This window comes from Burkholderia lata, assembly GCF_902499335.1.
GTDB classification, from domain to species: domain Bacteria; phylum Pseudomonadota; class Gammaproteobacteria; order Burkholderiales; family Burkholderiaceae; genus Burkholderia; species Burkholderia lata_B.
Window position 1 is genome coordinate 132,458 of sequence record NZ_CABVQK010000018.1, and the last position, 26,514, is coordinate 158,971.

Genomic DNA, 26,514 nt, shown 5'->3' on the forward strand with positions numbered 1-26,514 from the left:
GCGCGGCCGTGCAACACAAGCATTTGATGAACTGACCGAATCATGCCGATCAATCTCCCCGAGCTGCTGACGCCGATCAGCGATGCGTCGCCCAGCGGCGACGACCTGCTGTTTTCGAACGAATTCGACGCGATCCAGGACGCGCGGCGCTATGACGATCCGACGCTCGACCAGGGCGAATGGGTGACCGAGATCAAGGAGGCCGACTGGGGCTTCGTGGTCGACCATGCGGGCGAGCTGCTGCGCACGCGGACGAAGGACCTGCGGCTCGCCGTGTGGCTGACCGAGGCGCTCGCGCTCGAGGACGGCATCACCGGCCTCACCGAAGGCTATGCGCTGCTCGAGGGCCTGTGCCGCGACTTCTGGGACACCGTGCACCCGCTGCCCGAGGACGACGACACCGAGCACCGGCTCGGCAACGTCGCGTGGCTGTCCGGCCGCACGGCCGAGCTGCTGCGCGCGGTGCCGATGACGGACGGCGCGTCGAACGCGTTCAGCACGCTCGACTGGGAAGTGGCGCAGCACGTCGCGCAGGCCATCAAGCGCGACCCCGAACACGCGGACGACATCGCACGCGGCAAGCCGTCGATCGAGCAGATCGATTCGTCGCGGCGCGTGACGTCGATCGCGTTCTACACGGCGTTGCTCGCGAACCTGAAGGCGTTCGAATTCGCGCTCGATGCGTTCGAGGAAAGGCTCGTCGAGCGCGCGGGCGATTCGGCGCCGAGCTTCCGGCAGGCGCGCGACGCATTCGAGACCGTGTACCGGCTCGCCGAGCGCTTTGCGCGCGAGCAGGGCTATACGGGCAACGCACCGCACACGCAGTCGGCACCGCAGGCGCAGCCCGAGCGCATCGAGCCGGTGTTCGGCAATCCGATCCAGACCGAGGAGACTCATGTGCAGCCGCAGTCCGTTCCGCGCGCCCCGGTGACGCAGATGATCGCCGGCATCCAGAACCGTGCGCAGGCCGTCGACCAGTTGCGCGCGGTCGCCCGCTATTTCCGTCAGACCGAGCCGCATAGCCCGGTCGCGTATCTCGCCGACAAGGCCGCCGAATGGGCCGACATGCCGCTGCACAAGTGGCTCGAGAGCGTCGTGAAGGACGACGGCTCGCTGTCGCATATTCGCGAGCTGCTGGGCGTGCGGCCCGACGAGCAGTCGTAAACGCAAAACGGGCGGCGCATCGCTGCAGCCGCCCGTTGCCCGGTGCCGGGGTGCGCCGCGCGGCGCACCCCGTTTCGTCCGTTACTGCCCCACCCGGAACTCGATCCGCCGGTTCCGTGCGCGTCCGTCCGCCGTATCGTTCGGCGCGATCGGCTGATCCGGCCCGACGCCCGTCGTCGTCATCTGCTGCGGCGGAATGCTCTTCGTGATCAGGTAGCCCTTCACCGAGTCCGCGCGCGCCTGGCTCAGCGCGATGTTCGACGTGCGGTTCCCCGAGTTGTCGGTGTGGCCGATGATGTCGACCGTGCGGTTCTGCATCTTCGAGAGTGCGGCCGCCATCTGGTCGAGGATCAGCTTGCCCTGCGGTGTGAGCGTCGCACTGCCGGTCTCGAACTCGATCGTCCGGTTCGCGAGCGTCTGGTCGAGCACGCCCTGTTCGGACGCCGACACTCGCAGCCCGTTCTTGATCGTATACGTCGGGTTCAGCGTATTCGCCATGTCACTCGCGAGCTGCTGGCGCTGCGCTTCGTTGTGCACCTCGCCCTTCATCTCGATCTGCGTGCCGTCGATCTTCAACTGCCCCTTGCTGATCTGCTTGAGCTGCGTGCCGAGCAGTTTCTGCACGTTCGCGCTCCAGTTCGGCGGCGTGGCGACGTCACCGACCTCGATCTGGTCGACGACGTTCGTCGCGCCGTAGGTATCGCGCAGTTTCTGCAGCACGGCGGCCTTGGTCGCCTCGTCGGGCACCTTGCCGCCGACGACCACCTGGCCGGGCGTCGCGGTCGCGGGCGGCGGCGTGACGGTGCTCGCGGTGCCGGCCGTGCCGTGCACGACGGCGCCGGAGGCCGTCCCCGGTGCGGCACCGGTGTTCGCGGACAGCGCGGTCGTCGTGACCGTCCCGTTGCCGACCGGCGTGACGGTCGCGCCGGTGTTCTGCGCGAAGGCCGCGCCACTGGCGAAGAGCCCGGCAGCGAGGAGGGCGGCGACGGCGGGCGAGAGCGCGAACGAAAGGCGCGCGCGCCGGACGTGAATCGTGCGATGCATCCCGTCAGCCTCCGATGAACGCTTCGCGGAACGCGTCGATGGCGACGCGCAGCGAGAGTTGCGGTTGGTCGAGGTAGCTGACGAGCTTGCTGATCTGGTGATCGTTTTGCGCATGGGCGTCGATCCACTCGGGATCGTCGATGTCGATGTTGTGGGCGGCGTAGGTCTGCGGGTCGACGACGCTCAGCAGCGTCTTGGCCGACGCGCCGTTGAAGCCGATGATGAGCCGTTCGCGCTCGGCGATCGTGCCGATGAAGATCGCGAGCTCGAAGTCGGCCTGCGCGACGAACGGTGCGATCAGTTCGAGCCAGAACGCGGCGACGAGGCTGCGGTAGAACGGATCGACCGGCAGCGGCAGCGTGAGGCCGCGCTCGATGTGCGACGTGCCGCTCTGCATCACCGGCCGCAGCAGCGAGCCGAGCGCGAGCATCGCGCCGCGCAGCCGCACGGGATGACCGCTTTCGAGCAGCATCTCCTGGAGGCCGTACAGCGACTGGTGTTCGACGAAATCGTTGAAGGTGCCGTCATGCGACGTGCCGGGGCCGCCGACGTCGATCGGCACCTGCGTGTCGCCGAGCGCCTGCAGCGCGCCGGGCGGCTCGTCCTTGCCGAGCAGCGGCGGGATCTGCGCGGCGACGCGCGACCACAGCCGCGCGAACGCGAGCGGGCTGCGCGCGAGGAACGCGAGCGGCCGGTCGACCTCGAGCGCGGTGGCGCCGAGGAACGGGAAGCGGCGCATCGACACGTCGTGGCTCGCGACCATGTGGCCCGCGATCGCGAGCTTGCTGCGCGAGCCGAGGAACGCGAAATGCATCGGCTTCGCATCCTCGTAGACGAGTTTCCAGCGCGGATCTTCCGCGAGCAGTTCGAGCGCCTGCGCGATCCAGCGGTCGAGCGTCTGCAGCAACTGCGGGTTGTGCGGGCTCTTCACGAAGTCGCCGCGCGACGGAATCTTGCCGAAGTAGGCGATTTGCGCCTGTACGGTTTGCGTCATTGCGCCCCCTGGGCATTCGTTGCGTTGGCGGCCGCGACGGCCGGCGCTGCCGCCGGCGTGCCCGTGCCGGCGGACTGGGTCGCGTTCTGCGCGGCGCCCGCGCTCGCGTCGGCGACCGACGACGGCAGCCGCAGGCCGCGCAGGCTCTGCTGCTGCGGCTGGTCACCGCCACCGCCGGACGGCTGCGACGTGCTGATGATGCGCATCGTCACCGACACGTTCACGCTGCCCTGTACCCACGTCAGGTCGAAGGTGCCGTCCGGACGGCGCTTGCGTTGCGCCGAGTTGATCAGCTTCTCGAGACCGTAGCGGCCCGGCTCGTTGACGAGCTGCACCGTGCGGCCGTCGAAGGTCGTCGCGGACAGCGTCGCGCCCGGCGAGCCCTGCGGGTTCGGCCACACGAAGTTGGTCCACTGCGGCGGCGTGTTGCGGTAGCGCAGTTGCTGGCCGTCGATCGCGATCGTGTATTCCGTCGTGCCCGTGCTCGGCTGCGGCAGGATCTGGAACACGGTCTGCGGCTCGGACGACGCGGCGGCGCTGCCTGCCGCACCGCCGGCGAGCGGCGCGACCCAGCGTGCGAAGCCGCTCGTGAAGTCCGGCGTGAGGCCGATGCCCATGTCGCCCCACGTGCGGGCGGCGAGGGTGTCGCCGCGGCGCACTGCGAGCGGCCCGAGCGTCGTGCCGACGAACTTCGCGATCGAGCCGTCCGGACCGAACACCTGCGCGATTTCACCGGCGCCGGCCTCGACCTTCGCACTCGCCGCGAACGGGTACTTCGTCGCGAGCGAGTTCTGGAACGGCTGATAGACCTGCGCGTTCCACACCTTGTTGACTTCGGCGCTGGCCGGCTGGATCACGACCGCGAACGCCTGCATCAGCGGCCGCACGAGCAGCGGACGCAGCGACTTGCGTTGCGAATCCGTGAGGCCCGTCAGCATCTGCTCGTCGACGAGCTTCAGCGAATCGGCAAGCTCCGAACCGTTGCCGTCGAGCGTCTGCTGCATCAGCTGGCGCGCGCCCGGCCCCGGGTCGCCCTGGTTCTTGATCACGTTGAAGCGCGTGCGGACCTTCGACAGCGAATCCATGTAGCCCTTGAGCATCGACGTGCCGTCATGCACCGCGACGATCCGCGCGAGCCCGATGAACTCCTGGCCGATCGGACCCATCGGCACCTCGGCCGGATTGCCGTTGATGTCGATGTTGGCGGCCGCCACCTGGCCGGCCGGCGAGCGCGAGAACAGTTGCTTGACCCAGTTCACGACGCCCGTCTGCGCCTTCTTGATCGTCACGTTCGCAAGCGACGGGTTGTCCCACGACGTCTGGTCGTACGCGGTCTCGAGGATCTTGCGGATCGGCGAATCCTGCGGGTCGCCGAGGCGGTTCATCCCGTCGACGGCCTGGCCGAAGCTGCTGAAGCCCTGCACCGCGATGCCCTGCATGAACTTCTGCCAGTGCTGCGCGTACTCGGTCTTGTACATGCCGACGAGCGTCTTCTGGATCTGCTCGGGGCTGCCCTCGAGCGTCAGGTCGTCCTGCGTCGACGTGTTCAGCACCCAGTCCTTCGCCTGCAGTTCCTTGGTCGCCGCGTCGCGGATCGCCGGCTGCACGTAGTCGAACCACGCTTCGCGCGTGAACGTGCCCGGAATCGCATAGCTGCCTGCCACGAGCCCCTGGTTGCCGTCGCCGACGATGCGCGCGATGGTCATCGGCGCAAAGCGGGTCGATGCGCGTGCCTTGATTTCCTCGTACACGCGCTGGCGGGCCGGCATCCCGCGCACGACGTGGCGCAGGTTCTCGCGGGTCTGGTCGACCAGCGCGAGGTTCGCGTCGATCATCGGCCAGTCGTTGTCATTCACGCGCGACAGGTAGAACGAGATCATGCGCTCCGCGCTCTTGATCATCTCGTCGCGCGGCATGTTGCCGCGATTCGTCTCGAGCCAGCCGCGCCAGAAGCGGGCGAGCTGATCGGTCAGGTGCGCCTGCTCGACGTGGCGCTTGTCTGACAGCATCAGGTACGTCTTGAGCGCGTTGTACGCGTCCTGCACGTTGGTCGGCGACGCGTCGCTGTAGAGGCCGCCCTGCGGTGCGGCCGGCTGCTGCGGTGCGGCGGCCGGCGCGGTGCCGGACGCGGCCAGAGCGGCACCGGCCTGCGGCACGGCGCCGGCCGCGTTCGTCGAGACCGGCATCGCGCCACCCTGCACGGCGCCCGATTCGGGCGGGCGCGTCATCGGCACGAGCTGTTCGGGGTGCGCGTTCACGTCCTTCATGAACGACGCGAGGTTCTGCGACACGGGGGCCAGCAGGATCTGGCGCACGCCGTTGTAGTACTCGGTCAGCAGGTGCTGCTCGAGACGGTCGCCCTGGTACAGGCCGAGCGACACCGACAGCGGCTTGTCGCGGCGGAACTGCTCGAGCTGCTCGATCCGGTCCTCGAGGATGTCCATCGCCTGCAGGCGCGACTGCAGGTCGTTGCGGCCCTGCTGCAGGCGCGTGACGTTGTCGAGGTCGGCCTGCACGTTCGAGACGAGCTGCTGGTTGCCGATCGTCGACCAGGTCCAGCCACCGAGCGCGAGCGCGAGCGCCGCGACGAAGCCGAAGAAGGTCGCGTAGCGCAGCCGCGTCTTGGTCGGGCTCGCGAACTGGCGCACCGTCTGGCGGTCCGCGAAGATCACCTTCGAGAACAGGTCGCGCAGGAAGAAGCCGTTCTTCGAGAATGCACTGTGCGGCTTCGGCAGCGCGGCGCCGTCGAGGCCGAAGCGGTGCGCGATGCGCTGCGCGGCCGCGCTGTTGGTTTCGCCTTCCTGCAGCGCGCTGGTGAAGTAGAAGCCGCGGAAGATCGGTTTGTACTGGAACGGGTTGTTCTCGAACAGCGTCGCGAGGAACGCACGCAGCGACGGCTTGATCGTCGAGAATTCGAGCGGGAAGCTCAACTGGCCCGGCGACAGCTGGTTGCCGCGCGACAGTGACAATTGTGCGACGCTGATTTCCTTCAGCCCTTCGTAGAGTTCCTCGAAGTGCGTGTCGAACTGCGCGACGACGTCGCGCTTGTCGTCGGGCTCGTAGGGCAGGGTGGCGCCCCACACGCGGTCGTACTCGTGCTTGTCGCTGCTGCTGAAGAATTCGGTGAAGCCGGTGATCAGGTCGGCCTTCGTGAACATCACGTAGACCGGCGCGAACACTTCGAGCTTCTCCGTCAGCTCCTGAACGCGCTGGCGGAGGTTTTTCGCGAGGTTGATCGCGAATTCGGGGCGGTTGCCGGTGAGTTCGGCGATGCTCGCGGTGACGATGATGCCGTTGATCGGCGCTTTCGGGCGATAGCGCTTGAGCAGGCCGAGGAAGCCGAGCCATTCGCTGCGGTCTTCTTCATGCACCGAATAGCGGCCGGCCGTGTCGAGCAGGATCCCCTCGGTCGTGAAGAACCAGTCGCAGTTACGCGTGCCGCCGATGCCGTGGATCACGGCGCTGTTCTTGTCCGCGAACGGGAACTGCAGGCCGGAATTGAGCACGGCGCTGCTCTTGCCCGCGGCCGGGTTGCCGATCACGATGTACCACGGCAGTTCGTACAGCGCGGAGCCGCCCGACACCTGGCCGATCTTCGACGTCTTGATCGTCTTCACCGCGTCCGACAGGCGCGTGCGCAGCACGTCGAGGTCGGCCGTCTTCGCGTCGGGAGCGAGCGCGGCGGCGGCGGGCGCGGCGATCTTGCCGGTTTCCGCCTGCTCTTCCAGTATCTGGCCGAGCTGCTGGTTTGCGCGCTTCACGCGCCAGCGGCGCCACAGCGCGACGACGAGCCACAGCGCGAGGATCGCCGCGAATGCGATCGCCGCCCACAGGAGCGGCAGCTGCAGCATGTCGGCGACGATGAAGAGAATGGCCGCTAGCGCGACGATCCCGACGATCGAGAGCGTACGCGGATGAGTCAGCACGTTGAGGATGCGTTGCATAGGACGTTCAGGTTCCGGTGCGATTCGGTGAGGCGACGCAGGCGCGCCGAGCGGCAAGGGTGGCGCCGCGATGTGTCGCCATGCTGTCAAACGGGATGAAGGGAGCCGGCATCAATGCGCCCGCGGCATCGGAGAGGGCGCGCGCATTAACGAAAGGACGCTGTGAGATTTAAAACGGAAGCGGCGGCCGGAAAAAATCGCGCACCGGAATGCATGATTTTTTGCGCCGCCCATATCGTTTCCTTCCGGGATATTAAAAAGCCCCATGCCGCCCTCATTATTTCCTGTCCGGCAGCCCTGGCTAGCTGCCGCGTCCCAGTTTAAAACCGGGTTTATGGTATTCCACGTGCCCGAGATCCATCATTTTCCAGCGGCCCCCCCAGGTCAGGCCAACCTGTTCGGCGACCTGGCCATACAACTGGTAGCCGCGCATCGCCCACGGATCTTTCTCGGAAATGACCAGCTTGCCGTCGCGCAGGAATGCGTTATCGGCCGCCAGCCCGAATTGGTGATAACTCTGGAAGGCTGCCGCGTTGGTCACGTTGCTGCCCATCTGCGCCAGCCGGTTCTGCCGTTCCGGGCTCCGATAACCTTCCAGCAACGCCATTTCATAACCATATTGTTCGTGCATGATCTTGTAGACCAGCAGCAAACGCGTACGGAAATCCGGGTCCAGCAGGTTCCAGTCGCGGCTCGCATCCTTCAGCGCCGGACGTACCTGTTCGACTTCCTTGGTGGCGAAGACTTCCGGCGGCAGCGGCGGGGGCGGCACGAGTTGTTCGCCCTGCAGCAGCGCGGCGATCTTCTCGTCGGGCACGCGCGCCGTGTCGTCGTACTGGAACAATTGCCGGCCGCGTAACGCAATGGCGACCAATGGCGGCGTCGCAAGAATACCTGCCGATACCATAATCATCAAGCGCCGGCGAACCAGTAAATTTTGCACATCGTTTAAAGCGCCGCGCGTAACGCTTGCCGATTTAACAATCTGACTTCGCGTACGCGCGGCGCGATCGTTCGCGCGGCGCGTTAGACGGCCGTGAAACTGGGCGACGGATTCGAAAACGGTCGCGCGGATACCCGGTAAAAGCAACAGTGCCGCAACGGCTACGGCAAGGGCGAAATAGGCGATGAGTGCGACGGCAATCAACGAAATCCCCGGAAATTGGAATTGATTGTGTTTTGCAATGCTTGCTCTTAGAATCAGGCTGCTTCGAGAGGCCGGGCTATATTATCGCGGTGAATTAAACCAGGATTCAATGAGACGCTGAATGAGTGCGCCGGAAAATTCAAATTCGAAAACTCCGCCCAGCCTGCTGTCCGATACTAAACCGGCAGGCGACGGAGGAGCTCAGCAGTCGCGCATTCTCGCGAATCTGGAAGGACGTGTCACGCCGCCGGCCGAACCGCCGCGCCGTTCGCTGAAGGCGCCGATCGCCGCCGTCGTGGCCCTGGTGGTTGCCGTCGGTGGCTGGGGCGCGTGGCGCGTGCAGCATTCGGGCGAGCAGGTCCCCGCCGTCGCCGTCACGGCCGAGGCCGCGCCTGCAGCCGCCGCACCGGCGAAGGCCGCAGTGGCCAGCGATGCCGCCGTGCAGGTCGCGCAGAATGCCGCGTCCGCCGCTTCCGCCGTGCAACCGGCCACGATCGTCAACGACGACACGGCTTCCCGAACCGTTGCATCCGCATCGTCCGCGTCCGCCGCGGACAACAGCCGCCTGTCGCGCGCGCTCGCCAGTGGCGCCGACGACGCATCGGGCGCGGCCACGGCCGGTGCGGCGGCCGCCGCCGCTGCTGCGACGACCAAGTCCGCGAAGGCCGACGCCGCGAAGGGCGCGAAGGTTGCGGCGCACGGCAAGGCCGATGCGAAGGCCGACACGAAGGCAGATGCGAAGGCCGAGGCCCGCAAGCATCGCAAGGAACAGCAGGCCGAGCTCGCGCAGGCGAAGAAGCAGCATCGTGACGCGACGCCGGCCCGTACCGCGAAGGCTGCCGGGAAGGACGATCCGGATGCGGATCTGCTCGCCGCGCTGGTCGCGCGCACGAAGCCGGCCGACAAGAAACTCGCCGCGCAGAAGGCGCAGGCCGTGCCGACCAAGACGGCCGCGACGACCGGCTCGCTGGCGTCGCGCGTGAAGGAGTGTTCGGAGCGCGGCTTCTTCGAGGATCAACTGTGCCGCTGGCGCGTCTGCGAAGGCCACTGGGGCAAGGATCCCGCGTGCCCGAGCGCCGCACAGTCGGAGACGCGGCAGTAACGCGTCTTGCGCATGCCGCCCGCCGCACCTGCGCCGCCCGTTGGGCGGCGCGTTGCTTTGGGGGCAGGGAATCCGGACGGTATGATGCGGCGTGACGCTGTCACCGGCGCGTCACGCCCGTCGGGCATACGTCTCCTTTCCCTTTCCGGCGCGGGCTCGCGACCCGCTATGCGCGGTGCGCCGCGCGCCGCACGACCTTCGACACGATGGACCTGATCGTACAGACTTACGGCGCCGATACGTCCGGCATGGTGTGCGGATTCCGCTTCGTTCCGGGCGGATCCGGCGCGACGCTCGATGCGGACGCGGCCGCCGCATGGCTGCGCACGTGCCGCGAGCACGATGCCGCGTCGGGCGATTTCGTCTGGCTGCACTTCAATCTCGCGCACGGCGCGAGCGAGCGCTGGATGCGCACGCATCTCGGACTGCCCGACAGCTTCTTCGAATTCCTTCACGAAGGATCGCGCTCGACGCGCATCGAGCAGGAAGACGGCGCATTGCGCGCGATCGTCAACGACGTGATGTTCAACCTTGAACTGACGCCTTCGGAGATCGCGACGCTGTTCGCCCACGTCGAGCGGCGCATCATGGTCACCGCGCGGCTCAAGCCGCTGCGCTCGGTCGACACGCTGCGCGCGTGCGTGCGCGACGGCGAGCAGTTCAGGTCGCCCGCGGAACTGCTCGTGCACCTGCTGCGCGACCAGGCCGACCTGCTGATCCAGATCATGCGGCGCACGAGCGTCGACGTCGACCGCATCGAGGATCGCTTCCTGTCGCAGCGGCTCACGTCGAGCCGCATCGAGCTCGGTGCGATGCGCCGTACGCTGACGCGCCTGCAGCGCATGCTTGCGCCCGAGCCCGGGTCGATCTTCCGGCTGCTCGCGAAGCCGCCCGCGTGGCTGCACGTGGAAGACGTGCAGGAGCTGCGCGAATCGACCGAAGAGTTCTCGCTGGTGCTCGCGGATCTGGCGGGGCTCAACGAGCGGATCAAGCTGTTGCAGGAAGAGATCGGTTCGCGTCTCGACGAGCAGAACAACCGGACGCTGTTCACGCTGACGCTCGTGACCGTGATCGCGCTGCCGATCAACATCGTCGCCGGCTTCTTCGGGATGAACGTCGGCGGCGTGCCGTTCTCGGAGAACAAGCACGGCTTCTGGCTGATGGTGCTGCTCGTCGCGGGCTTCACGGGGCTCGCCGCGTGGTGGGCATTCCGCCGGCGCGACGACCGCTAGCGCCACCGGCGCCGTATCGCCGCGTCAGCGTAGCAGCGCGATCGCGCGTTCGCCGATCACCATCCCGAGCAGGCCCACGAGCGCGACGAGCGGCGGGGCCGGCGAGCGCACGTGCAGCAGCGCGTACAGCACGCCGACGCCGAGGCCCACCGCGAGCGAAGTCACATAATCCATCATGGCGGTCTCCCGTGTGGTCCGGCGTCAGGGCTTGAGGATGACGCGCTCGCGCGCACCGGCCAGCACCGCGCGATACGCGTCATGCGCGCGCTCGAGCGGGTACACGTAGTCGTCACCGATCGGGAATGGGCGCAGCGTGCCGTTGCCGAAGCCGGGCGCGAGCGTGTCGAGGATCTGCGCGACCGCGGCGCCGCCGAGCTGCAGCGAATCGATGCCCACGAACGTGTGCTGGCCGCGATAGAACGCGAAGATGTCGAACGGCACGCTGCGGTCGATCGTCGAGATGAAGATCTGCCGCGCCCCGATCGCCATCGACGCATTCGCCGCTTCGAAGTACGGGCTGCCGACCGTGTTGTAGACGATGTCCGCACCATGGCCGCCGGTCACCGCGCGCACCGTGTCGGCCACCGGTTCTTTCGACGCATCGATCATGTGCACGTCGCCCGATGCGTGGCCGCGATAGCCGCCGGCACTGCGCTCGACGCCGATCACGGTCGCGCCGTGCGCGGTCGCGAGCTGGATCGCGGCCTGGCCGACCTTGCCGTTCGCGCCGAACACGAGCACGACATCGCCGGCCGTCGGCATGCCGGCGCGGCGCAAGCCTTCGTAAGCGGTGACGAACGGCACGCCGACGCCGGCCGCTTCGTCGAGCGTCAGCACCGCGGGCTTGCGGCGCACCAGGGCCGCGTCGAGCACGAGCCACTCCGCATGCGAGCCGTCCCGATGCACGCCGAGATCGCCGCCCGAGCCCCACACCGGCGCGCCGATCCAGCCGTCCGGGCCGCTGCGCACGATGCCGGCCCAGTCGCGCCCGGGCGTGCGCGGCCATACCGCGTGCGGCATGCGGCCGAGTGCGGCCTTCACGTCGCTCGGGTTCACGCCGGCCGCGCGCACCTCGATCAGCATCTGGCCGTCGGCCGGGACGGGCGTGTCGATTTCCCTGACGCGCGCGTCGAGCGACTCGATGTCGGCGGCGGGGGCGTCGAAGCGGATGCTGCGCATGATGATCTCCGTGGCGGATGGCTGCCGCGCGGCCCGGCGGGGCGGTGCGTGCAGCGGGTGAAAAGGATGAATGCAGTCTAGTCGGCCCGGTTTGACGCGGAAACGTGCAAAGGCGGATGATTGTTTTGCGATAGACGCATAGCCCAATCCGAAGGCCCTGAATGGACGACTTCCTTTCCCCGCATCTGGCGCTGTTCGTCGACGTGGTCGACCAGCAGAGCTTCTCCGCAGCCGCGCGCCGGCTGGGTGTTGCCGCGTCGTCGGTCACGCGGCGCATCGACCGGCTCGAGACGCAGCTCGGCATCCGTCTCCTGCATCGCACCACGCATGCGCTGCGGCCGACCGAGGCCGGGCAGTTGCTGTACGGGCGCGCGACGCGGATGCTGGCCGAGCTGCGCGGCCTGCAGGAAGACCTGCACAGTCAGCACGACGAGCCGAGCGGGCTGCTGCGCGTCGACTGTCCGGCGCCGTTCGGCCGGCGGCACCTGATGGCCGCGCTGGCCGCGTTCATGCAGCGTCATCCGGCGCTGCAGGTCGACCTGGTGCTGACCGACAGCATGGTCGACCTGCAGGGCGCGCGGCTTGGCTCCGACGTCGATCTCGCGGTGCGCATCGGCCCGCTCGAGGACACGCGCTTCGTCGCGACCGTGCTGGCGCCGCAGCGGCGCGTGCTGTGCGCGAGCGCCGCGTATCTCGCGCGGCGGGGTGAGCCCGAGTCGCCCGACGCGCTCGCCGGACACGACTGTCTCGCGTGGCACGGTGCGCCGCCGCCGGGCGCGTGGCGCTTCGGCGAGCGCCGCCACGTGCCGGCGCAACCGCGGTTTCGCAGCAATCATTCGGAAGCGTTGCTCGAAGCCGCGATCGACGGGCTCGGTCTCGCGCACCTGCCGACCTGGCTCGCGGGCGACGCGCTGCGCGACGGACGCTTGCGCGCAGTGCTGCCGCAGTTCGCGGCGGCGCCCGAGCCGGCGACGATCCACGTATTGCGCCAGCAGGCGCGCGGCACCGCACGCGCGTCGCGGCTCGTCGCGTTCCTCGCGACCTGGTTCGCGCAGCCGGCGTGGGATGCCGCGTGGGCGTGACGGCGGCGGCGGGCGGCGCGCCGCGCGGCCGGCCGAACGCCGGACATGAAGGCGCCGCGCATAAAAAAGGGCCTCGCATGCGAGGCCCGTCAAAGGTCGGAGAAGCCGGTACGCCGGCCGGCAGCCGCAGGCTGCGCGGCACCGGCCGGATGCGCACCGTTACTGCGTCACTACCTTGCGCGGCTTGAAGATGCCCTGGTATTGCCGTGCCGGGCGTTCCTTCGTCACCGGCTCGATGCCGCCGAAGGTCGGCGTCTGGCGCAGCTTCATTGCAGCCGGCGAAGCGACCGAGCCGATCGACGTCGAGCGCGACGCCGGCGCGAGGTTGTTCGCGACGAGCAGGGCGGCTTCGCTCTTCAGGTTCGCGAGCAGCACCGGATCGGTGGAGCCGTTGACCTGCGTGAGCAACCCGCTCCAGGCCGCGTCGCTGTAGTTCACGACGTAGTAGTCGAGCCCGCTCGGGTCGGCGACCACGCCCGTGCAGCCGTCGATCCGCGTTTGCGTCTGCGTATCCTTCAGCGCGAGCGTCGTGCGTTTCGCGAGACCCTGGCCATACGCGAGCGTGATCGGCACCGTCCACTGCAGGCCCGGATACGCGTTCTTGTTCGGGAACGGCTGCTGTTTCAGCGTGATGACGGTCTGGTTCTTCGTCAGGTCGCACTGCGTGTCGAGCGAGATCAGCGGCACGCCGGTCTGGCGTACGTAGCTGTCGCCGATCGCGCCGATCGCCTGGCCGCTTTCCTTAGACAACGCATCCCACAGGCGCTTCGGCGTGCCGTTGCCGAACGAGTAGTCGACCAGGTACTGCTGCAGACCCTTGCGGAGCGTCTGTTCGCCGAGATAGTTTTCGAGCGTCTTCAGCACGTGGCCGCCCTTGTCGTACGTGAACGCGCTGGCGCTCAGCACGAAGTCGTTCGACGCCCAGCCGTTGAAGTTCGGCGCGACCGGGAACGCGTTCGGGCCGATGTCACGATTGATCACGCGGTACTTGTTCTTCACCTGGTCGAGCCAGCTGAACTCGTTGGGGAAGAACTGGATCGTCGTCTTCGTCTCGAAGAACGTCGCGAACGACTCGTTGAGCCACACGTTGTCCCACCAGTCGGTCGTGACGAGATCGCCGAACCACTGGTGCGCGACTTCGTGCGTCAGCACTTCGTTGCCGTAGTGCGACATCGGCTGGCCCGGCTGCGGCAGGATGTCGTCGGCGAACTCGAGGATCGACCCCCAGTTCTCCATCCCGCCGAAGTTCAGGTCCTTCTGCTCCTTGAACGCGTCGTTTGCGGCCACCGTGTCGAACTTAGTGAGCGGCAGGGCAATGCCCGTGTAGCGGTAGTAGAAGTCGAGCGCCTGCTTGGTGCGGTCCATCGCCGGCTTCGCCCAGTCGCTCATGCCCGGCGGCGTGAACACGCGCAGGTGCAGGCCGCCCTTGCCGCCCGGCAGCGGGCTCGTGAAGTCGTCCTCGTAGGTGTCGAACAGGCCGCCGCCGAAGAACAGCAGGTACGACGGCATCGGCGGGGTCTTCTCGAACTGCACGAGCTTGTAGCCGCCGCCGACGTTGGTCGACGGCTTCTCGGCCGCGTTCGACACGACACGCCAGCTCTGCGGCACTTCGGCCGTCACTTCATAGGTCGGGCGGAATGCCGGTTCGTCCCAGCCGGGGAACCATTGGCGCGACAGGTTGGTTTCGCCTTGCGTGAGGATCGCGCCGCTCGTCTTGCCGTCGGTGCCCTTCAGGTCAACGCGGAAGACGCCTTCCGCGGCCGAGCAGCCCGGATACGGATCGTCGCCGCAACTGCCGCCGGTGTGGTTGACCGGATCGTCATACGACTTGAAGTTGATGATGCCCGACCATTCCATGTGCAGCGAATAGTTGCCCGGCGAGATCGTGCCGCTCACGGGGCGCAGCTGGTAGAAGTCGCCCTTGTCCTGCGGCGTCGCGATCAGCTGGATGTTGCCCGGCTGCAGCGTGATGCGGCCGTTCGTGAACTTGATCCGGTGGCCGGCGATCACGATGTTGTTGACCGGCTTCAGCACCTTGATCTCGACGTCGGCGCGGCCGTCGAACGCGTTCAGCGCGTCGTTCGGGCGGAACCACAGCCGGTAGTTCACCGGTACCACGGTGTCCGGCAGCTCGACAGGCGATACGCTCTTGTCGACGTTGGATGCGCTTGGCGGCGCGGTGACGGTGGGCGACGAGCCCGAGTGCGGCGCGCCGGCGGAGCTGAGCGCGGAAGCCGAGCCCACGCCGCCGTCGTCGCCGCCGCACCCGGCTAGCGCGAGTGCGGCGACGATCGGCAGATAACGCATCTTGCGAATGTTGATCGACATGACTGAAACCTCGATTGTTGAAAGAATCGTTCAGTGCTGCGAAAACGCCGGCAAAGACAATCCCCTCGCCGTTAATCAACAGCGATGAAAATGACAATGACGGATTATTCGAAAAGACGGTGGCCGACTACGTGAAGGTAATCATGGTTTACTGCCCCCTATGGATTTCCGGATGTCGGTTAACTTGCCGGTTCAAAATGGCCAGGCGCGTGTTGTACTGAATTGATTTCGCGCGCACGACACGGAGCGGCACGCCCTGAGCGGGCGCGCTTTCCCCTTTGAACAGACGACCTACGGGGCTGGCCGGGCCTGGTCGCAGGATGGCAGGAAGGCGTGTCGCCGTTCCGTAAAATCACCGTCATGCGGCTTCAAGGTTTGTCGGCTTGCTCGAAGGATGCGTAAATATACTTGATGGTTTTAGGTAAAGGAAACGAAAAATTTAGAAATTGCATCTATTGAATTCGTCGCGCTTCATTGAATGCTGGAAAGCATTAATGCGCATTCTGTTTAACTGCTATTTTCGTAGTTTTAATCTATTAACGATCTCGCGCGACCGCGAAAACTACGAATCCCGGCGTACGGAAGCGCGCTCGGTACAATGCAGCGACGATCCGCTCACCGATTGCCGCGAGGAGGCCTTCCCATGCCACGAACCCTGTTGTATCTCGCGCCGCTGCGCGCCGTGCTGCTGATGTTCGCCGCCGTGTTCCTGCTCGGCGGTTGCGCGGGGCTGACTCGCGATCCCGTGCGCGTGTCGGTCGTCGGGCTCGATCCGCTCGTCGGGCAGGGCCTCGAGATGCGTTTCAGCCTGAAGCTGCGTGTGCAGAACCCGAACGATGCGCCGATCGACTACGACGGCATCTCGGTCTCGCTCGACCTGAACGGCACGCCGTTCGCGAGCGGCGTCAGCGATCGCTCGGGCACTGTGCCGCGTTTCGGCGAGGCCGTGCTCGATGTGCCCGTTTCGGTATCGGCCTTCGCCGCCGCGCGGCAGGCGTGGAACCTGCCCGGCGCGGCCGCGAACGGCGAGCTGCCGTATGCGCTGCGCGGCCGGCTCGCGGGCGGCGTGATCGGTACCGTGCACTTCAACGACGCGGGCACGCTGCGCCTGCCCGCGATGCCGGCGTGGGGCGGTTGAGCGGGGCGATTCCCATGGAAGTGCAGGGAAAATTTCACTAATTTTCACCTTTTAACGCTTATTGACGTTTACTTCTGCGATCTGTCGATTTTTCTGACGTTATGCCTACACTGACCCCGTCCGAGGGTCGGACGTTTCTTATAGGAGAAAACATGTCGGCAAAATTCGAAATCGCGAAGGCCACGAACGGCCAGTATTTCTTCCACCTGAAGTCTGCGAATGGCGAAATCGTCCTGGCCAGCGAGCGGTACGTGACGAAGGACGGCGCGAAAACCGGCATTGCGTCGGTGCAGCAGAATGCGCCGCTGGACGTGCGTTATGAGCGCAAGATCGCGCGCAACGGCGAGCACATGTTCAACCTGAAGGCCGCGAATCACGAAATCATTGGCACAAGCGAAACCTACAAGACCGAGCAAGGGCGCGAGAACGGCATCGCGGCGGTCAAGCGCGACGCGCCCGGCGCGCCGGTCGTCGATCTGGCTTGAGTGACGATAGCGCCGCGACCGACGTTTTCGGACGGACGTCGCGGCGCGTGTTTTGCCGCGCGGCGCAAAGCGCGGTATGGTGTGATCCGCGCGGCGCGACGCCGCCCGTTGAAGCCAACCGTAACCGAGTACGCGTGACCGATTTCCCTGTTTTCCACTGGACCGACGCCGACGGCGCCGATCATGCCGTGCGCTGGCGCTCCGAAGCCGGTGTGCAACCGCCGAAGCGCGCGGTGCCCGCCGACGACCGCCTCACTGCCGACGCGGCCTACCGCCTTGCATGCGAGGGCACCGCGCTCGTCTGGCAGGGTGATTTCCAGAATGCGCGTCAGCTCGTGCAGGCGATGGCGCGCCGTGTCGAGCGCAAGCCGAAGAAGGCGAAAGCCGCGGCCGGCGTCGACGCATTCAACCTGCATCGTCTCGCGCAGTCGCAGCGCGCCCGCACGCTCGGGATGCTGCTGATCCCGCTCGATGCCGACTACACGATCCCGCTGCGCCGTGCGCCTGACGTGCGTGCCGCATGCGAAGAGGCGTACGGGCCCGGCGGCGCACCGTCGGTCGTGTCGTTGCGCGAACTGCTCGGTCTCGTCGGCGCGCACGAATGGCGCAAGAAGGGCGTGCCGATCCCGGCACTCGGCGGCGCGCCGATCCATCCGCACTACGGCGTGTTCTCGCCGGTGCGCGGCGAATACGTCGAACTCGTCGCACGCGCGCCGCTGCCGGCGACGTCGCTCGCGTTCGATATCGGCACGGGCACCGGCGTGCTGGCGGCCGTGCTTGCGTCGCGCGGCGTCGAGCGTGTCGTTGCGACCGACCAGGACGCACGGGCGCTCGCCTGTGCGCGCGAGAACGTCGAACGGCTTGGCCACGCGAGTCGCGTCGAGATCGTCGAGGCCGATCTGTTCCCGGCCGGCCGTGCGCCGCTCGTGGTCTGCAACCCGCCGTGGGTGCCGGCCCGGCCGAGCGCGCCGATCGAATACGCGGTCTACGATCCGGACAGCCGCATGCTGCGTGGTTTCCTCGCGGGGCTCGCCGAGCACCTCGAGCCGGGTGGCGAGGGCTGGCTGATCCTGTCCGATTTCGCCGAGCATCTCGGCCTGCGGCCGCGGGACACGCTGCTGCAATGGATCGACGAAGCGGGCCTCGTCGTGCTCGGCCGCGACGACATCCGCCCCGCGCACCCGAAGTCGATGGATGCCGACGATCCGCTGTACGCGGCACGCCAGGCCGAGGTCACGTCGCTCTGGCGGCTCGGCGCGCGAGCCTGACCGCGCATTTTCGGTAAACTACCGCCATTCCTCACGAATTCCCGCCGCCGGGCCGTGGTCGACCGACCGTGGTCCGGCGCCGCTTCACGATGTCGAACAAGACCCACGAAATCCGCCCGGAGCAGTCCGTCGAGCTCCTGAAGGAACTGCACATCCTCACCCGCGACGGGAAGCTGAACCAGGACAGCCGCCGCAAGCTGAAGCAGGTCTATCACCTGTTCCAGTTCATCGAGCCGCTGCTCGCCGGCGTGCAGGCCGACCGTGGCAGCGTGACGCTCGTCGACCACGGCGCCGGCAAGTCGTATCTCGGCTTCATCCTGTACGACCTGTTCTTCAAGCAGCAGGCGGGGCACGGCACGCCGGCGTTCGCGTCGCACGTGTACGGGATCGAGACCCGCGAGGAGCTCGTCACGCGTTCGGCCGAACTCGCCGCGCGGCTCGGGTTCGGCGGCATGTCGTTCCTGAACCTGTCGGTCGCCGATTCGATCACGTCGCCGAAACTGCCTGAAACGGTCGATGTCGTTACCGCGCTGCACGCGTGCGACACGGCGACCGACGACGCGATCCGCTTCGCGCTCGCGAAGCGCGCGCAGCACATCGTGCTCGTGCCGTGCTGCCAGGCGGAAGTCGCGGGCGTGCTGCGCAAGAACAAGGGCAAGTCGCTCGCGAGCGCGCTGACGGAAGTGTGGCGACATCCGCTGCATACGCGCGAATTCGGCAGCCAGATCACCAACGTGCTGCGCTGCCTGCAGCTCGAAGCGCATGGCTACCAGGTCAGCGTGACCGAGCTGGTCGGCTGGGAGCATTCGATGAAGAACGAGCTGATCATCGCGCAGTACAAGAACCTGCCGCGCCGGCGGCCCGGCGAGCGGTTGAACGAGATCCTCGGGATGTTCGGGCTTGCCGAGCTGAACGCACGTTTCTTCGTGCCGGAAGCCGCGGCGGCGGGCGGTGAGGCCGTCGAACCGGCCGCTAGCTGACTGACGCGGGCGGGTGTCGGCCGCGCCGCGTGGCGCACGTTGCACGCCGCGTCAGACGTCGTCGCCCGGCCTGCGCATCCATTCGCGCCAGCCGTCGTGGCCGAGGCGGCGCAGCGTTTCCTGATTCTTTTCGTAGATCGCGGACGCGTCCGGGAACGCGTCGACCGCGCGCGCGATGCTGTCCTCGCGCAGCAGGTGCAGGATCGGATACGGCGCGCGGTTCGTGTAGTTCTCGATGTCGTCGGGCTCGCTGCCCTCGAACCGGTAGTCCGGATGGAAGCTCGCGATCTGCAGCACGCCGTCGAGCCGCAGTTGCCGCACCAGCCGGTCGGCAAAGAACAGCGCATCGTTGTAGTCGATGAAATCGGCGAACGCATGCGGAAAGATCACGAGTGTCGTGTCGACCTGCTGCGGATCCGCGGCGTCGAGCGCGCGCAGCTCCGTTTCGAGTTCGGCGAGCGCGTCTTCCAGCGTCGTCGCTTCGCTGATCGCGTAGCGCACCTGATCCTTCACATAGACGCTTTTCGCGAACGGGCACAGATTGAGCCCGATCACCGCGCGCGCGAGCCAGTGCCGCGTGGCGGCGAGGATGTCGTCGTGCGATTCGGGGCGGGTGTCGGTCATCGTGAAGCCAGTCGGGCGGAAGGGCGGTGAGGGCCGCATTGTAGCGGGCGTGCCGTCACGCGCATGCGGCCTCGATCAACTGCGTGACGAGCGCGGGAGCGACGCCGATCGGCGTTTCGCCGTGCCGATAGGTCTGGCTTGCCGCGTAGATGCCTTCGATCACCAGCGCGAGCGAGTCGGCGAGCGCCTGCGGCTGCCGCACGCCGGCGTCTTTGCACAGTGCGACGAGCCGCTTCATCAGCTGTTCCTTGTTCTGCGCGACGCGCTCGCGCGCCGGGTGCGACGCATCCGGGAATTCGGCCGCGACGTTGACGAACGGGCAGCCGCGGTAATCCTTCTGCGTCGCGCGCTCGGCGAGATCGACGAAATACTGGATCAGCTGCGCTTTCGGCTGGCCCGGGTGCTTCGCGACGCTCGTATTGAAGCGGTCGAAGAAACACGCATCCATCCGCTCCAGATACGCGAGGATCAGCTCGTCTTTCGACGAGAACTGGCGATACAGGCTCATTTTGTTGACGCCCGCGCGTTCCACGACCGCCTCGACGCCCACCGTACGAACGCCTTCCTTGTAAAACAGCTCCTCGGCGGCGCGCAGCAGGTGTTCCTGCGCGGTGGCGCCGTCGATCGGCCGGCGCGTGCGGCGCGCCGCCGGTTTGGCGATCTCGATGCCCGACATGATGACCCTCGTCTGCATATTGAATTGCTTGACATGTTACCGATTGGTCACTACGATCGCAACACACTTGTGACCGGTCGGTAACAAAGCGGCTGGATCAACAGACAAATGCCAAGCGTCGGCCCGGGTCAGCCGATGCAGCGTGCGGCGGAGGTGGCCTGGCTGGGTGGGGCGGAGCGGGTGCGCAGGCGCGCGAGCCGCCAACTGGAGAACGCAAAGATGAACTGGGCGGTGACACGAATTGGCGGGCGTTTCCACTACGGATGGCTCGCGGCGGCGGTGGTATTCCTGATCCTGCTGGCGGCGGCCGGCACGCGCGCGACGCCGAGTGTGCTGATGGTGCCGCTCGAACGCGAGCTCGGCTGGAGTCGCGCGGCAATTTCGCTGGCGATTTCGGTGAATATTGCGCTGTACGGACTGACGGGCCCGTTCGCGGCCGCGGCGATGCAGCGCTTCGGGCTGCGCCCGACCATTCTCACCGCGCTCGTGACGATGAGCGCGGGCGTCGCGCTGTCGTCGATGATGACGCAGAGCTGGCAGATGGTAGTGATCTGGGGCCTGATGGTCGGCTGCTCGACGGGCGTGGTCGCACTGACGTTGTCCGCGACCTTCGTTACGCGCTGGTTCCATGCGCGGCGCGGCCTCGTGATGGGGGTCCTGACCGCGAGCACGGCCACCGGCCAGCTCGTGTTCCTGCCGATGCTCGCAGCGATCGCGCAACACCATGGCTGGCGGCCGGTCGTCCTTGTCGTCGCAGTCGCGGCTGCGATCGTGATTCCGCTCGTGGCGTTCCTGTTGCCCGAACGGCCGGCCGACGTGCAACTGCGCCCGTACGGCGAGCCGGCCGATACGCCGCCCGCGCCCGAGGCGGCGAAGGAGAACCCGCTCGCGGTCGCGTTCCGTACGCTGCTGATGGCGAGCCGTTCGCGCGATTTCTGGCTGCTGTTCTTCAGCTTCTTCATCTGCGGCGCAAGCACCAACGGTTATGTCGGCACGCACCTGATCGCGATGTGCAGCGACTACGGGATGACGGAAGTGCAGGGCGCGTCGCTGCTCGCGGCGATGGGCGTGTTCGACCTGTTCGGCACGACGTTGTCGGGCTGGCTGTCCGATCGCTACGACAATCGCGTGTTGCTGTTCTGGTACTACGGGCTGCGCGGGCTGTCGCTGATCTACCTGCCGCACGCGTTCGGGATCGATTTCTTCGGGCTGCCGCTGTTCGCGATGTTCTACGGGCTCGACTGGATCGCAACCGTGCCGCCTACCGTGCGGCTCGCGACCGACGTGTTCGGCAAGGCCGCGGCGCCGGTCGTGTTCGGCTGGATCGTCGCCGGCCACCAGCTCGGCGCGGCGTTCGCGGCGCTCGGCGCGGGGCTGCTGCGCGCGAGCCTCGGCACGTACACGATCGCGTCGATGATCTCGGGCGGGCTGTGCATCATCGGTGCGCTGATCGTGCTGCGGATCAACCGCGGCCCGTCGCGCGCAGCCGCGCAGGCGGCCTGACCGCGGCAATCCGGCAGCCCCGCCGGCCGCGCGGCGGGCGGCCGGCCAATGCATGCACGGCGATTTGCATAGCGCGGGAGGATCGGGCGCGCATCGGCTCAAGCGGGTATGCTTGCGGTTCGCCAGGCGTTCGCGCCCCTTCTTCGATGTCAGCGAGGATCCGCATGTCCGTCAAACCTGCTCCCACCACCGTTTCGATTCACGATCTGATCGCGGGCCGCTGGAGCCCCCGCGCGTATTCGGATGAACCCGTCAGCGCCGGCGATCTGCACGCGGTGCTCGAAGCCGCCCGCTGGGCGCCGTCCGCCTACAACGCGCAGCCGTGGCGCTTCATCGTATTCGATCGCACGCAGGACGAAGACGCATTCAAGCGCGCGTTCGCGACGTTGGTGCCGTTCAACCAGGGCTGGAATGCGCCGGCGCCGGTGCTGATTGCAGTCACCGCGCATACGCTCACGTCGAAGGGCGAACCGGCGCCGACCGCGCTGTACGACGCGGGCGCGGCCGCGATGTCGCTGGTACTTCAGGCGCACGCGCTGGGCCTGGCCGCCCACCAGATGAGCGGCTTCGACGCGAAGGCATTCCGCGACGCGTTCGCGATCCCGGCCGACGTCGCGATTCCGGCGATCATCTCGCTCGGTCATTACGGCAACGTCGACAAGCTCGATCCCGTGCTGCGCGATCGCGAGAAGGCGCCGCGCACGCGCCATGCGATCGGCGAGGTCGTCTATGCGGGCGCATGGAAGAAGGGCTTCGACGCGGCAGCCTGACCTGCCTGGCGGACGGTCCGCACCCGCGCTCCCGCCCGCATGTCTCCCCGGCGCGCCGCCCGCGCGCCGCCGCCGCCGGGGCCCGTTACGCGGCACCGGTGGCTGGCCCCGGTTGTGATCCCGCGGGCTTCATGTTAAAAAGCCCGTCCTTTCCGTTTTCGCGCCGGCCCTGCTGCGGCAACTTCCCATGACTTACTGCGCGATCGATTTCGGCACGTCCAATTCCGCCGTGGCGCTGCCCGACGGCGATGGCATGCGCCTCGCGCCCGTCGAGGGCGACCACCTGACGCTGCCCACCGCGATCTTCTTCAACAACGACGAAGAGACGGTCGAATACGGCCGCGCGGCGCTGGCGTCCTATATCGACGGTTTCGACGGCCGGCTGATGCGCTCGATGAAGAGCATCCTCGGCTCGCCGCTCGCGGAAACGACGACCGATCTCGGCGACGGCAGCGCGATCGCGTACACCGAAATCATCGCGCGCTTCCTGACGCACCTTAAGCGCAAGGCCGAAGCCCGTGCGGGCGCGCCGATCGGTCGTGCGGTGCTCGGCCGGCCCGTGTTCTTCGTCGACGACGATCCGCGCGCCGACCGCCTCGCCCAGGACCAGCTCGAGGCCGCCGCGCGGTCGGTCGGCTTCAAGGATGTCCAATTCCAGTACGAACCGATCGCGGCCGCGTTCGACTACGAATCGCGCCAGCAGGCGGAGCGCCTCGTGCTCGTCGCCGACATCGGCGGCGGCACGTCCGACTTTTCGCTCGTGCGCGTCGGTCCTGAACGGATGGCGCGGCTCGAGCGCAAGGACGACGTGCTGGCGCATCACGGCGTGCACGTCGCGGGCACCGATTACGACCGGCGTGTCGAGCTGGCAGCGATCCTGCCCGCATTCGGCTACCGTTCGCTCGACCCCGAAGGGCGCGAGCTGCCGAACAAGATTTACTTCGATCTCGCGACCTGGCATCTGATCAACACGGTCTACACGCCGAAGCGGCTCGGCGAGCTGAAGCTGATGAAGCACCTGTACCGGGAGGTGCAGCAGTACGACCGGCTCACGAGCGTGGTCGAGCAGCGGCTCGGGCACGCGCTGATGGCGCGCGCGGAAGAAGCGAAGATCGGCGTCGCGGCGGGCGGGGAGACGATGATCGACCTGAACGACGTGGAAGAGGATCTGCAGATCGCGTTCGACGCCGACCGCCTCGTCGATGCGAGCCATGACGACACCGCGCGCATCGTCGATGCTGCGCGCGAGACGGTGCGGCTCGCGGGCGTTGCGCCGCGCGACGTCGGCGCGCTGTATTTCACCGGCGGCTCGACGGGGCTCGCGTTCCTGTCGGGCGCGCTCGCGGGTGCGTTCCCGGATGCACAGCCGGTGTTCGGCGACCGCCTCGCGAGTGTCGCGACGGGGCTCGGTATTCACGCGCAGCGATTATTCGGTTGAATACGGGCGGTTGAAAAGCCGCCATGCCGGGCAACCGGCGCCGAAAAACAAAAAGCCCCGCCGAAGCGGGGCTTTTTTTCACGAATTATCGCGCCAAGCTTAGACCGGACGGATGTTCGCAGCTTGCAGACCCTTCGGGCCCGTCTTCACTTCGAATTCAACCTTCTGGTTTTCTTGCAGCGTCTTGAAGCCTTCGACGCGGATTTCCGAGAAGTGCGCGAACAGATCGTCGCCGCCGCCTTCCGGGGTGATGAAGCCGAAGCCCTTTGCGTCATTGAACCACTTGACGGTACCGGTTGCCATGTTACTTGTTCCTAAAAAGATAAAACGGGGCCGAAGCCCATGGGGTGCGGAAAATCAAGGAAGGGGTAATAGGACCAACCGGAGTACCGTTGATGGGCGAACTACGAAAGAACCAATTCACTCGCCACTTGAAATCCTGCGAAGTCCTTTATACGGCTTATCCCCCGCGTGGTCAACCGTATTTCCGTGGACTCAGGGTTATTGCGGAGATCAGGTTTACAAAGCTTGCAAACGATGCGAATTTTTTGTAGGGGCCGAACGATTTTGGCGCCACGTTTCAGGTGCAACCGTTAAACTACGCGCCGCGTGGACGGGTTGCCCTGATCGGGTGGCTCGCCCCCCCAAAATTGCGTGCGCGGTGCAGTCCGAGCCGATCCCGGACCGCGGGCCGACCATGCTTTTTGAGACACAGGAGAGGATGTGAAGAGTTCTATTCAACGGAACATCGGCCCGTTTGCATTGATGCTGACGGGGCTGGGTTCGATTATCGGCTCGGGCTGGCTGTTCGGCGCCTGGAAGGCCGCGAAGATTGCCGGTCCGGCGGCTATCTGCGCGTGGATCATCGGCGCTGTCGTGATTCTCGCAATTGCACTGACGTATGCGGAACTGGGCGCGATGTTCCCCGAGTCGGGCGGCATGGTGCGCTACGCGCGCTACTCGCATGGTTCACTGGTCGGCTTCATCAGCGCCTGGGCGAACTGGATCGCGATCGTATCCGTGATCCCGATCGAGGCCGAGGCTTCGATCCAGTACATGAGCACGTGGCCGTATCCGTGGGCGCACGCGCTATTCGTGAACGGCGAGTTGACAGTACCAGGCCTGCTGCTGTCGGCCGTGCTGGTCGTCATCTACTTCATGCTGAACTACTGGGGCGTGAAGGCGTTTGCCCGTGCGAACACCGCGATCACGATCTTCAAGTTCCTGATCCCCGGCCTCACGATCCTCGGCCTGATGCTGACGAGCTACCATCCGGAGAACCTCGGCACCGCATCCAATGCAAGCTTTGCGCCGTACGGCTGGTCGGCGGTGCTGACCGCGGTCGCGACGAGCGGCATCGTGTTCGCGTTCAACGGCTTCCAGAGCCCGGTGAACCTCGCGGGCGAGGCGCGTAACCCGTCGCGCAGCGTGCCGTTCGCGGTGATCACGTCGATCCTGATCGCGCTCGTGATCTACGTGCTGCTGCAGATGGCGTATATCGGTTCGGTGAATCCGGCCGACGTCGCGCAGGGCTGGTCGCACTTCAACTTCAAGTCGCCGTTCGCCGAACTGGCGATCGCGCTGAACCTGAACTGGCTCGCGATCCTGCTGTACGTCGACGCGTTCGTGAGCCCGAGCGGCACCGGCACGACCTACATGGCGACGACCACCCGCATGATCTACGCGATGGAGCGCAACAACACGATGCCGAAGATGTTCGGCAATGTGCATCCGCTCTACGGCGTGCCGCGTCAGGCGATGTGGTTCAACCTGATGGTTTCGTTCATCTTCCTGTTCTTCTTCCGCGGCTGGAGTTCGCTCGCGGCGGTGATCTCGGTCGCGACGGTGATCTCGTACCTGACCGGCCCGATCAGCCTGATGGCGCTGCGCCGCGCGGCGACCGACATCGAGCGTCCGCTGTCGATTCCGCTGATGAAGCTGATCGCCCCGTTCGCATTCGTCTGCGCATCGCTGATCCTGTACTGGGCGAAGTGGCCGCTGACGGGCGAGATCATCCTGCTGATGATCGTCGCGCTGCCGGTGTACTTCTACTTCCAGTCGAAGTCGGGCTGGACCGGCTGGGGTGACGACCTGAAGGCCGCATGGTGGCTGGTCGCGTACCTGCCGACGATGGCCGTGCTGTCGCTGATCGGCAGCAAGGAGTTCGGCGGCCACGGCGTGCTGCCGTACGGCTGGGACATGCTGATCGTCGCGGCCATCGCGCTGGTGTTCTACTTCTGGGGCGTGAATACCGGCTACCGGACCAAGTATCTCGACGAGCGTGAATCGCACGACGAGATCCTCGAAGGGATCGGTGCCTGACGCGTGACCTGTCGCCGGATTCGGCGGCGGCAGCAAGCAGCGGAAAAAAGCCCGCCCGAGCGATGCTTGGGCGGGCTTTTTGTTTGGCGGTCGA

The 26,514-nt window shown here is 66.7% G+C and carries 22 protein-coding genes; 12 read left to right on the forward strand and 10 right to left on the reverse strand.

The annotated features are described in order from the left end of the window. The first annotated feature begins 42 nt into the window (after positions 1 to 42). Positions 43 to 1,164, forward strand: coding sequence for a type VI secretion system protein TssA (gene tssA, locus BCO18175_RS34715; RefSeq protein ID WP_174969716.1), 1,122 nt, complete (start codon positions 43 to 45; stop codon positions 1,162 to 1,164). Between the two features lie 81 nt (positions 1,165 to 1,245). Here the strand turns inward: tssA and BCO18175_RS34720 are convergent, their stop codons facing one another. The 4 genes from BCO18175_RS34720 to BCO18175_RS34735 form a co-directional block, all read right to left on the reverse strand. Then, positions 1,246 to 2,208 (reverse strand): OmpA family protein, encoded by a 963-nt coding sequence (locus BCO18175_RS34720; RefSeq protein ID WP_174987530.1) that lies wholly within the window; start codon positions 2,206 to 2,208, stop codon positions 1,246 to 1,248. A gap of 4 nt (positions 2,209 to 2,212) precedes the next feature. Next, positions 2,213 to 3,202: a type VI secretion system-associated protein TagF gene (gene tagF, locus BCO18175_RS34725; RefSeq protein ID WP_174987533.1), complete on the reverse strand. Its 990-nt coding sequence runs from the start codon at positions 3,200 to 3,202 to the stop codon at positions 2,213 to 2,215. Then, complete coding sequence (gene tssM, locus BCO18175_RS34730) at positions 3,199 to 7,146, reverse strand: type VI secretion system membrane subunit TssM (protein WP_174987536.1); 3,948 nt, start codon at positions 7,144 to 7,146, stop codon at positions 3,199 to 3,201. Before tssM ends, tagF begins: the two co-directional genes overlap by 4 nt. A 301-nt stretch (positions 7,147 to 7,447) precedes the next feature. Then, a complete protein-coding gene (locus BCO18175_RS34735; protein ID WP_174987539.1) occupies positions 7,448 to 8,293 on the reverse strand; it encodes a M15 family metallopeptidase in 846 nt (281 codons plus the stop codon). A gap of 121 nt (positions 8,294 to 8,414) precedes the next feature. Between BCO18175_RS34735 and BCO18175_RS34740 the strand changes: the two genes are divergently transcribed. Together BCO18175_RS34740 and BCO18175_RS34745 are read left to right on the forward strand one after the other, a co-directional pair. Beyond that, positions 8,415 to 9,395: a phage tail protein gene (locus tag BCO18175_RS34740; RefSeq protein ID WP_174987542.1), complete on the forward strand. Its 981-nt coding sequence runs from the start codon at positions 8,415 to 8,417 to the stop codon at positions 9,393 to 9,395. A gap of 206 nt (positions 9,396 to 9,601) precedes the next feature. Further along, complete coding sequence (locus BCO18175_RS34745; protein ID WP_174987545.1) at positions 9,602 to 10,627, forward strand: transporter; 1,026 nt, start codon at positions 9,602 to 9,604, stop codon at positions 10,625 to 10,627. A 24-nt stretch (positions 10,628 to 10,651) separates the two neighbouring features. On the opposite strand, the gene BCO18175_RS34750 is transcribed toward BCO18175_RS34745, so the two are convergent. Further along, positions 10,652 to 10,804 carry a DUF1427 family protein gene (locus BCO18175_RS34750; RefSeq protein ID WP_081051886.1) on the reverse strand — a complete coding sequence of 51 codons (153 nt, stop codon included), beginning with the start codon at positions 10,802 to 10,804 and terminating at the stop codon, positions 10,652 to 10,654. A gap of 24 nt (positions 10,805 to 10,828) precedes the next feature. Then, positions 10,829 to 11,806 (reverse strand): quinone oxidoreductase family protein, encoded by a 978-nt coding sequence (locus BCO18175_RS34755; protein ID WP_174987548.1) that lies wholly within the window; start codon positions 11,804 to 11,806, stop codon positions 10,829 to 10,831. Between the two features lie 161 nt (positions 11,807 to 11,967). On the opposite strand from BCO18175_RS34755, the gene BCO18175_RS34760 reads away from it, so the two are divergent. Next, the gene (locus tag BCO18175_RS34760) at positions 11,968 to 12,888 is read left to right on the forward strand and encodes a LysR family transcriptional regulator (RefSeq protein WP_089424369.1); all 921 of its coding nucleotides are present in this window, start codon (positions 11,968 to 11,970) and stop codon (positions 12,886 to 12,888) included. Positions 12,889 to 13,047: 159 nt separating this feature from the next. On the opposite strand, the gene BCO18175_RS34765 is transcribed toward BCO18175_RS34760, so the two are convergent. After that, on the reverse strand, positions 13,048 to 15,216 hold the full coding sequence (locus BCO18175_RS34765; RefSeq protein ID WP_174987550.1) for a M1 family metallopeptidase: 2,169 nt from the start codon (positions 15,214 to 15,216) through the stop codon (positions 13,048 to 13,050). Between the two features lie 643 nt (positions 15,217 to 15,859). On the opposite strand from BCO18175_RS34765, the gene BCO18175_RS34770 reads away from it, so the two are divergent. The 4 genes from BCO18175_RS34770 to BCO18175_RS34785 all read left to right on the forward strand — a co-directional run bounded on the left by BCO18175_RS34770 (position 15,860) and on the right by BCO18175_RS34785 (position 19,087). Further along, complete coding sequence (locus tag BCO18175_RS34770) at positions 15,860 to 16,354, forward strand: LEA type 2 family protein (RefSeq protein ID WP_174987554.1); 495 nt, start codon at positions 15,860 to 15,862, stop codon at positions 16,352 to 16,354. A 152-nt stretch (positions 16,355 to 16,506) separates the two neighbouring features. Continuing rightward, a complete protein-coding gene (locus BCO18175_RS34775; RefSeq protein WP_174987557.1) occupies positions 16,507 to 16,839 on the forward strand; it encodes a YegP family protein in 333 nt (110 codons plus the stop codon). Positions 16,840 to 16,973: 134 nt separating this feature from the next. Further along, the gene (locus BCO18175_RS34780) at positions 16,974 to 18,107 is read left to right on the forward strand and encodes a methyltransferase (RefSeq protein WP_174987560.1); all 1,134 of its coding nucleotides are present in this window, start codon (positions 16,974 to 16,976) and stop codon (positions 18,105 to 18,107) included. An 89-nt stretch (positions 18,108 to 18,196) separates the two neighbouring features. Continuing rightward, complete coding sequence (locus tag BCO18175_RS34785; protein WP_174987563.1) at positions 18,197 to 19,087, forward strand: class I SAM-dependent methyltransferase; 891 nt, start codon at positions 18,197 to 18,199, stop codon at positions 19,085 to 19,087. 51 nt (positions 19,088 to 19,138) lie between these two features. On the opposite strand, the gene BCO18175_RS34790 is transcribed toward BCO18175_RS34785, so the two are convergent. Together BCO18175_RS34790 and BCO18175_RS34795 are read right to left on the reverse strand one after the other, a co-directional pair. Beyond that, on the reverse strand, positions 19,139 to 19,711 hold the full coding sequence (locus BCO18175_RS34790; protein WP_174969706.1) for a DUF1415 domain-containing protein: 573 nt from the start codon (positions 19,709 to 19,711) through the stop codon (positions 19,139 to 19,141). Between the two features lie 55 nt (positions 19,712 to 19,766). After that, positions 19,767 to 20,387 carry a TetR/AcrR family transcriptional regulator gene (locus BCO18175_RS34795; protein ID WP_174969762.1) on the reverse strand — a complete coding sequence of 207 codons (621 nt, stop codon included), beginning with the start codon at positions 20,385 to 20,387 and terminating at the stop codon, positions 19,767 to 19,769. Between the two features lie 219 nt (positions 20,388 to 20,606). Between BCO18175_RS34795 and BCO18175_RS34800 the strand changes: the two genes are divergently transcribed. The 3 genes from BCO18175_RS34800 (at position 20,607) to BCO18175_RS34810 (ending at position 24,098) form a co-directional block, all read left to right on the forward strand. Then, entirely contained in the window at positions 20,607 to 21,890 is a 1,284-nt protein-coding gene (locus BCO18175_RS34800) for an MFS transporter (protein WP_174917399.1), read from the forward strand. 164 nt (positions 21,891 to 22,054) lie between these two features. Further along, a complete protein-coding gene (locus tag BCO18175_RS34805; protein ID WP_174917398.1) occupies positions 22,055 to 22,660 on the forward strand; it encodes a nitroreductase family protein in 606 nt (201 codons plus the stop codon). A gap of 187 nt (positions 22,661 to 22,847) precedes the next feature. Continuing rightward, positions 22,848 to 24,098: an Hsp70 family protein gene (locus BCO18175_RS34810; RefSeq protein WP_174987565.1), complete on the forward strand. Its 1,251-nt coding sequence runs from the start codon at positions 22,848 to 22,850 to the stop codon at positions 24,096 to 24,098. Positions 24,099 to 24,197: 99 nt separating this feature from the next. On the opposite strand, the gene BCO18175_RS34815 is transcribed toward BCO18175_RS34810, so the two are convergent. Next, a complete protein-coding gene (locus BCO18175_RS34815) occupies positions 24,198 to 24,401 on the reverse strand; it encodes a cold-shock protein (protein WP_006477070.1) in 204 nt (67 codons plus the stop codon). Positions 24,402 to 24,821: 420 nt separating this feature from the next. On the opposite strand from BCO18175_RS34815, the gene BCO18175_RS34820 reads away from it, so the two are divergent. Then, the gene (locus BCO18175_RS34820; RefSeq protein WP_174917396.1) at positions 24,822 to 26,420 is read left to right on the forward strand and encodes an APC family permease; all 1,599 of its coding nucleotides are present in this window, start codon (positions 24,822 to 24,824) and stop codon (positions 26,418 to 26,420) included. Positions 26,421 to 26,514 lie beyond the last annotated feature (94 nt).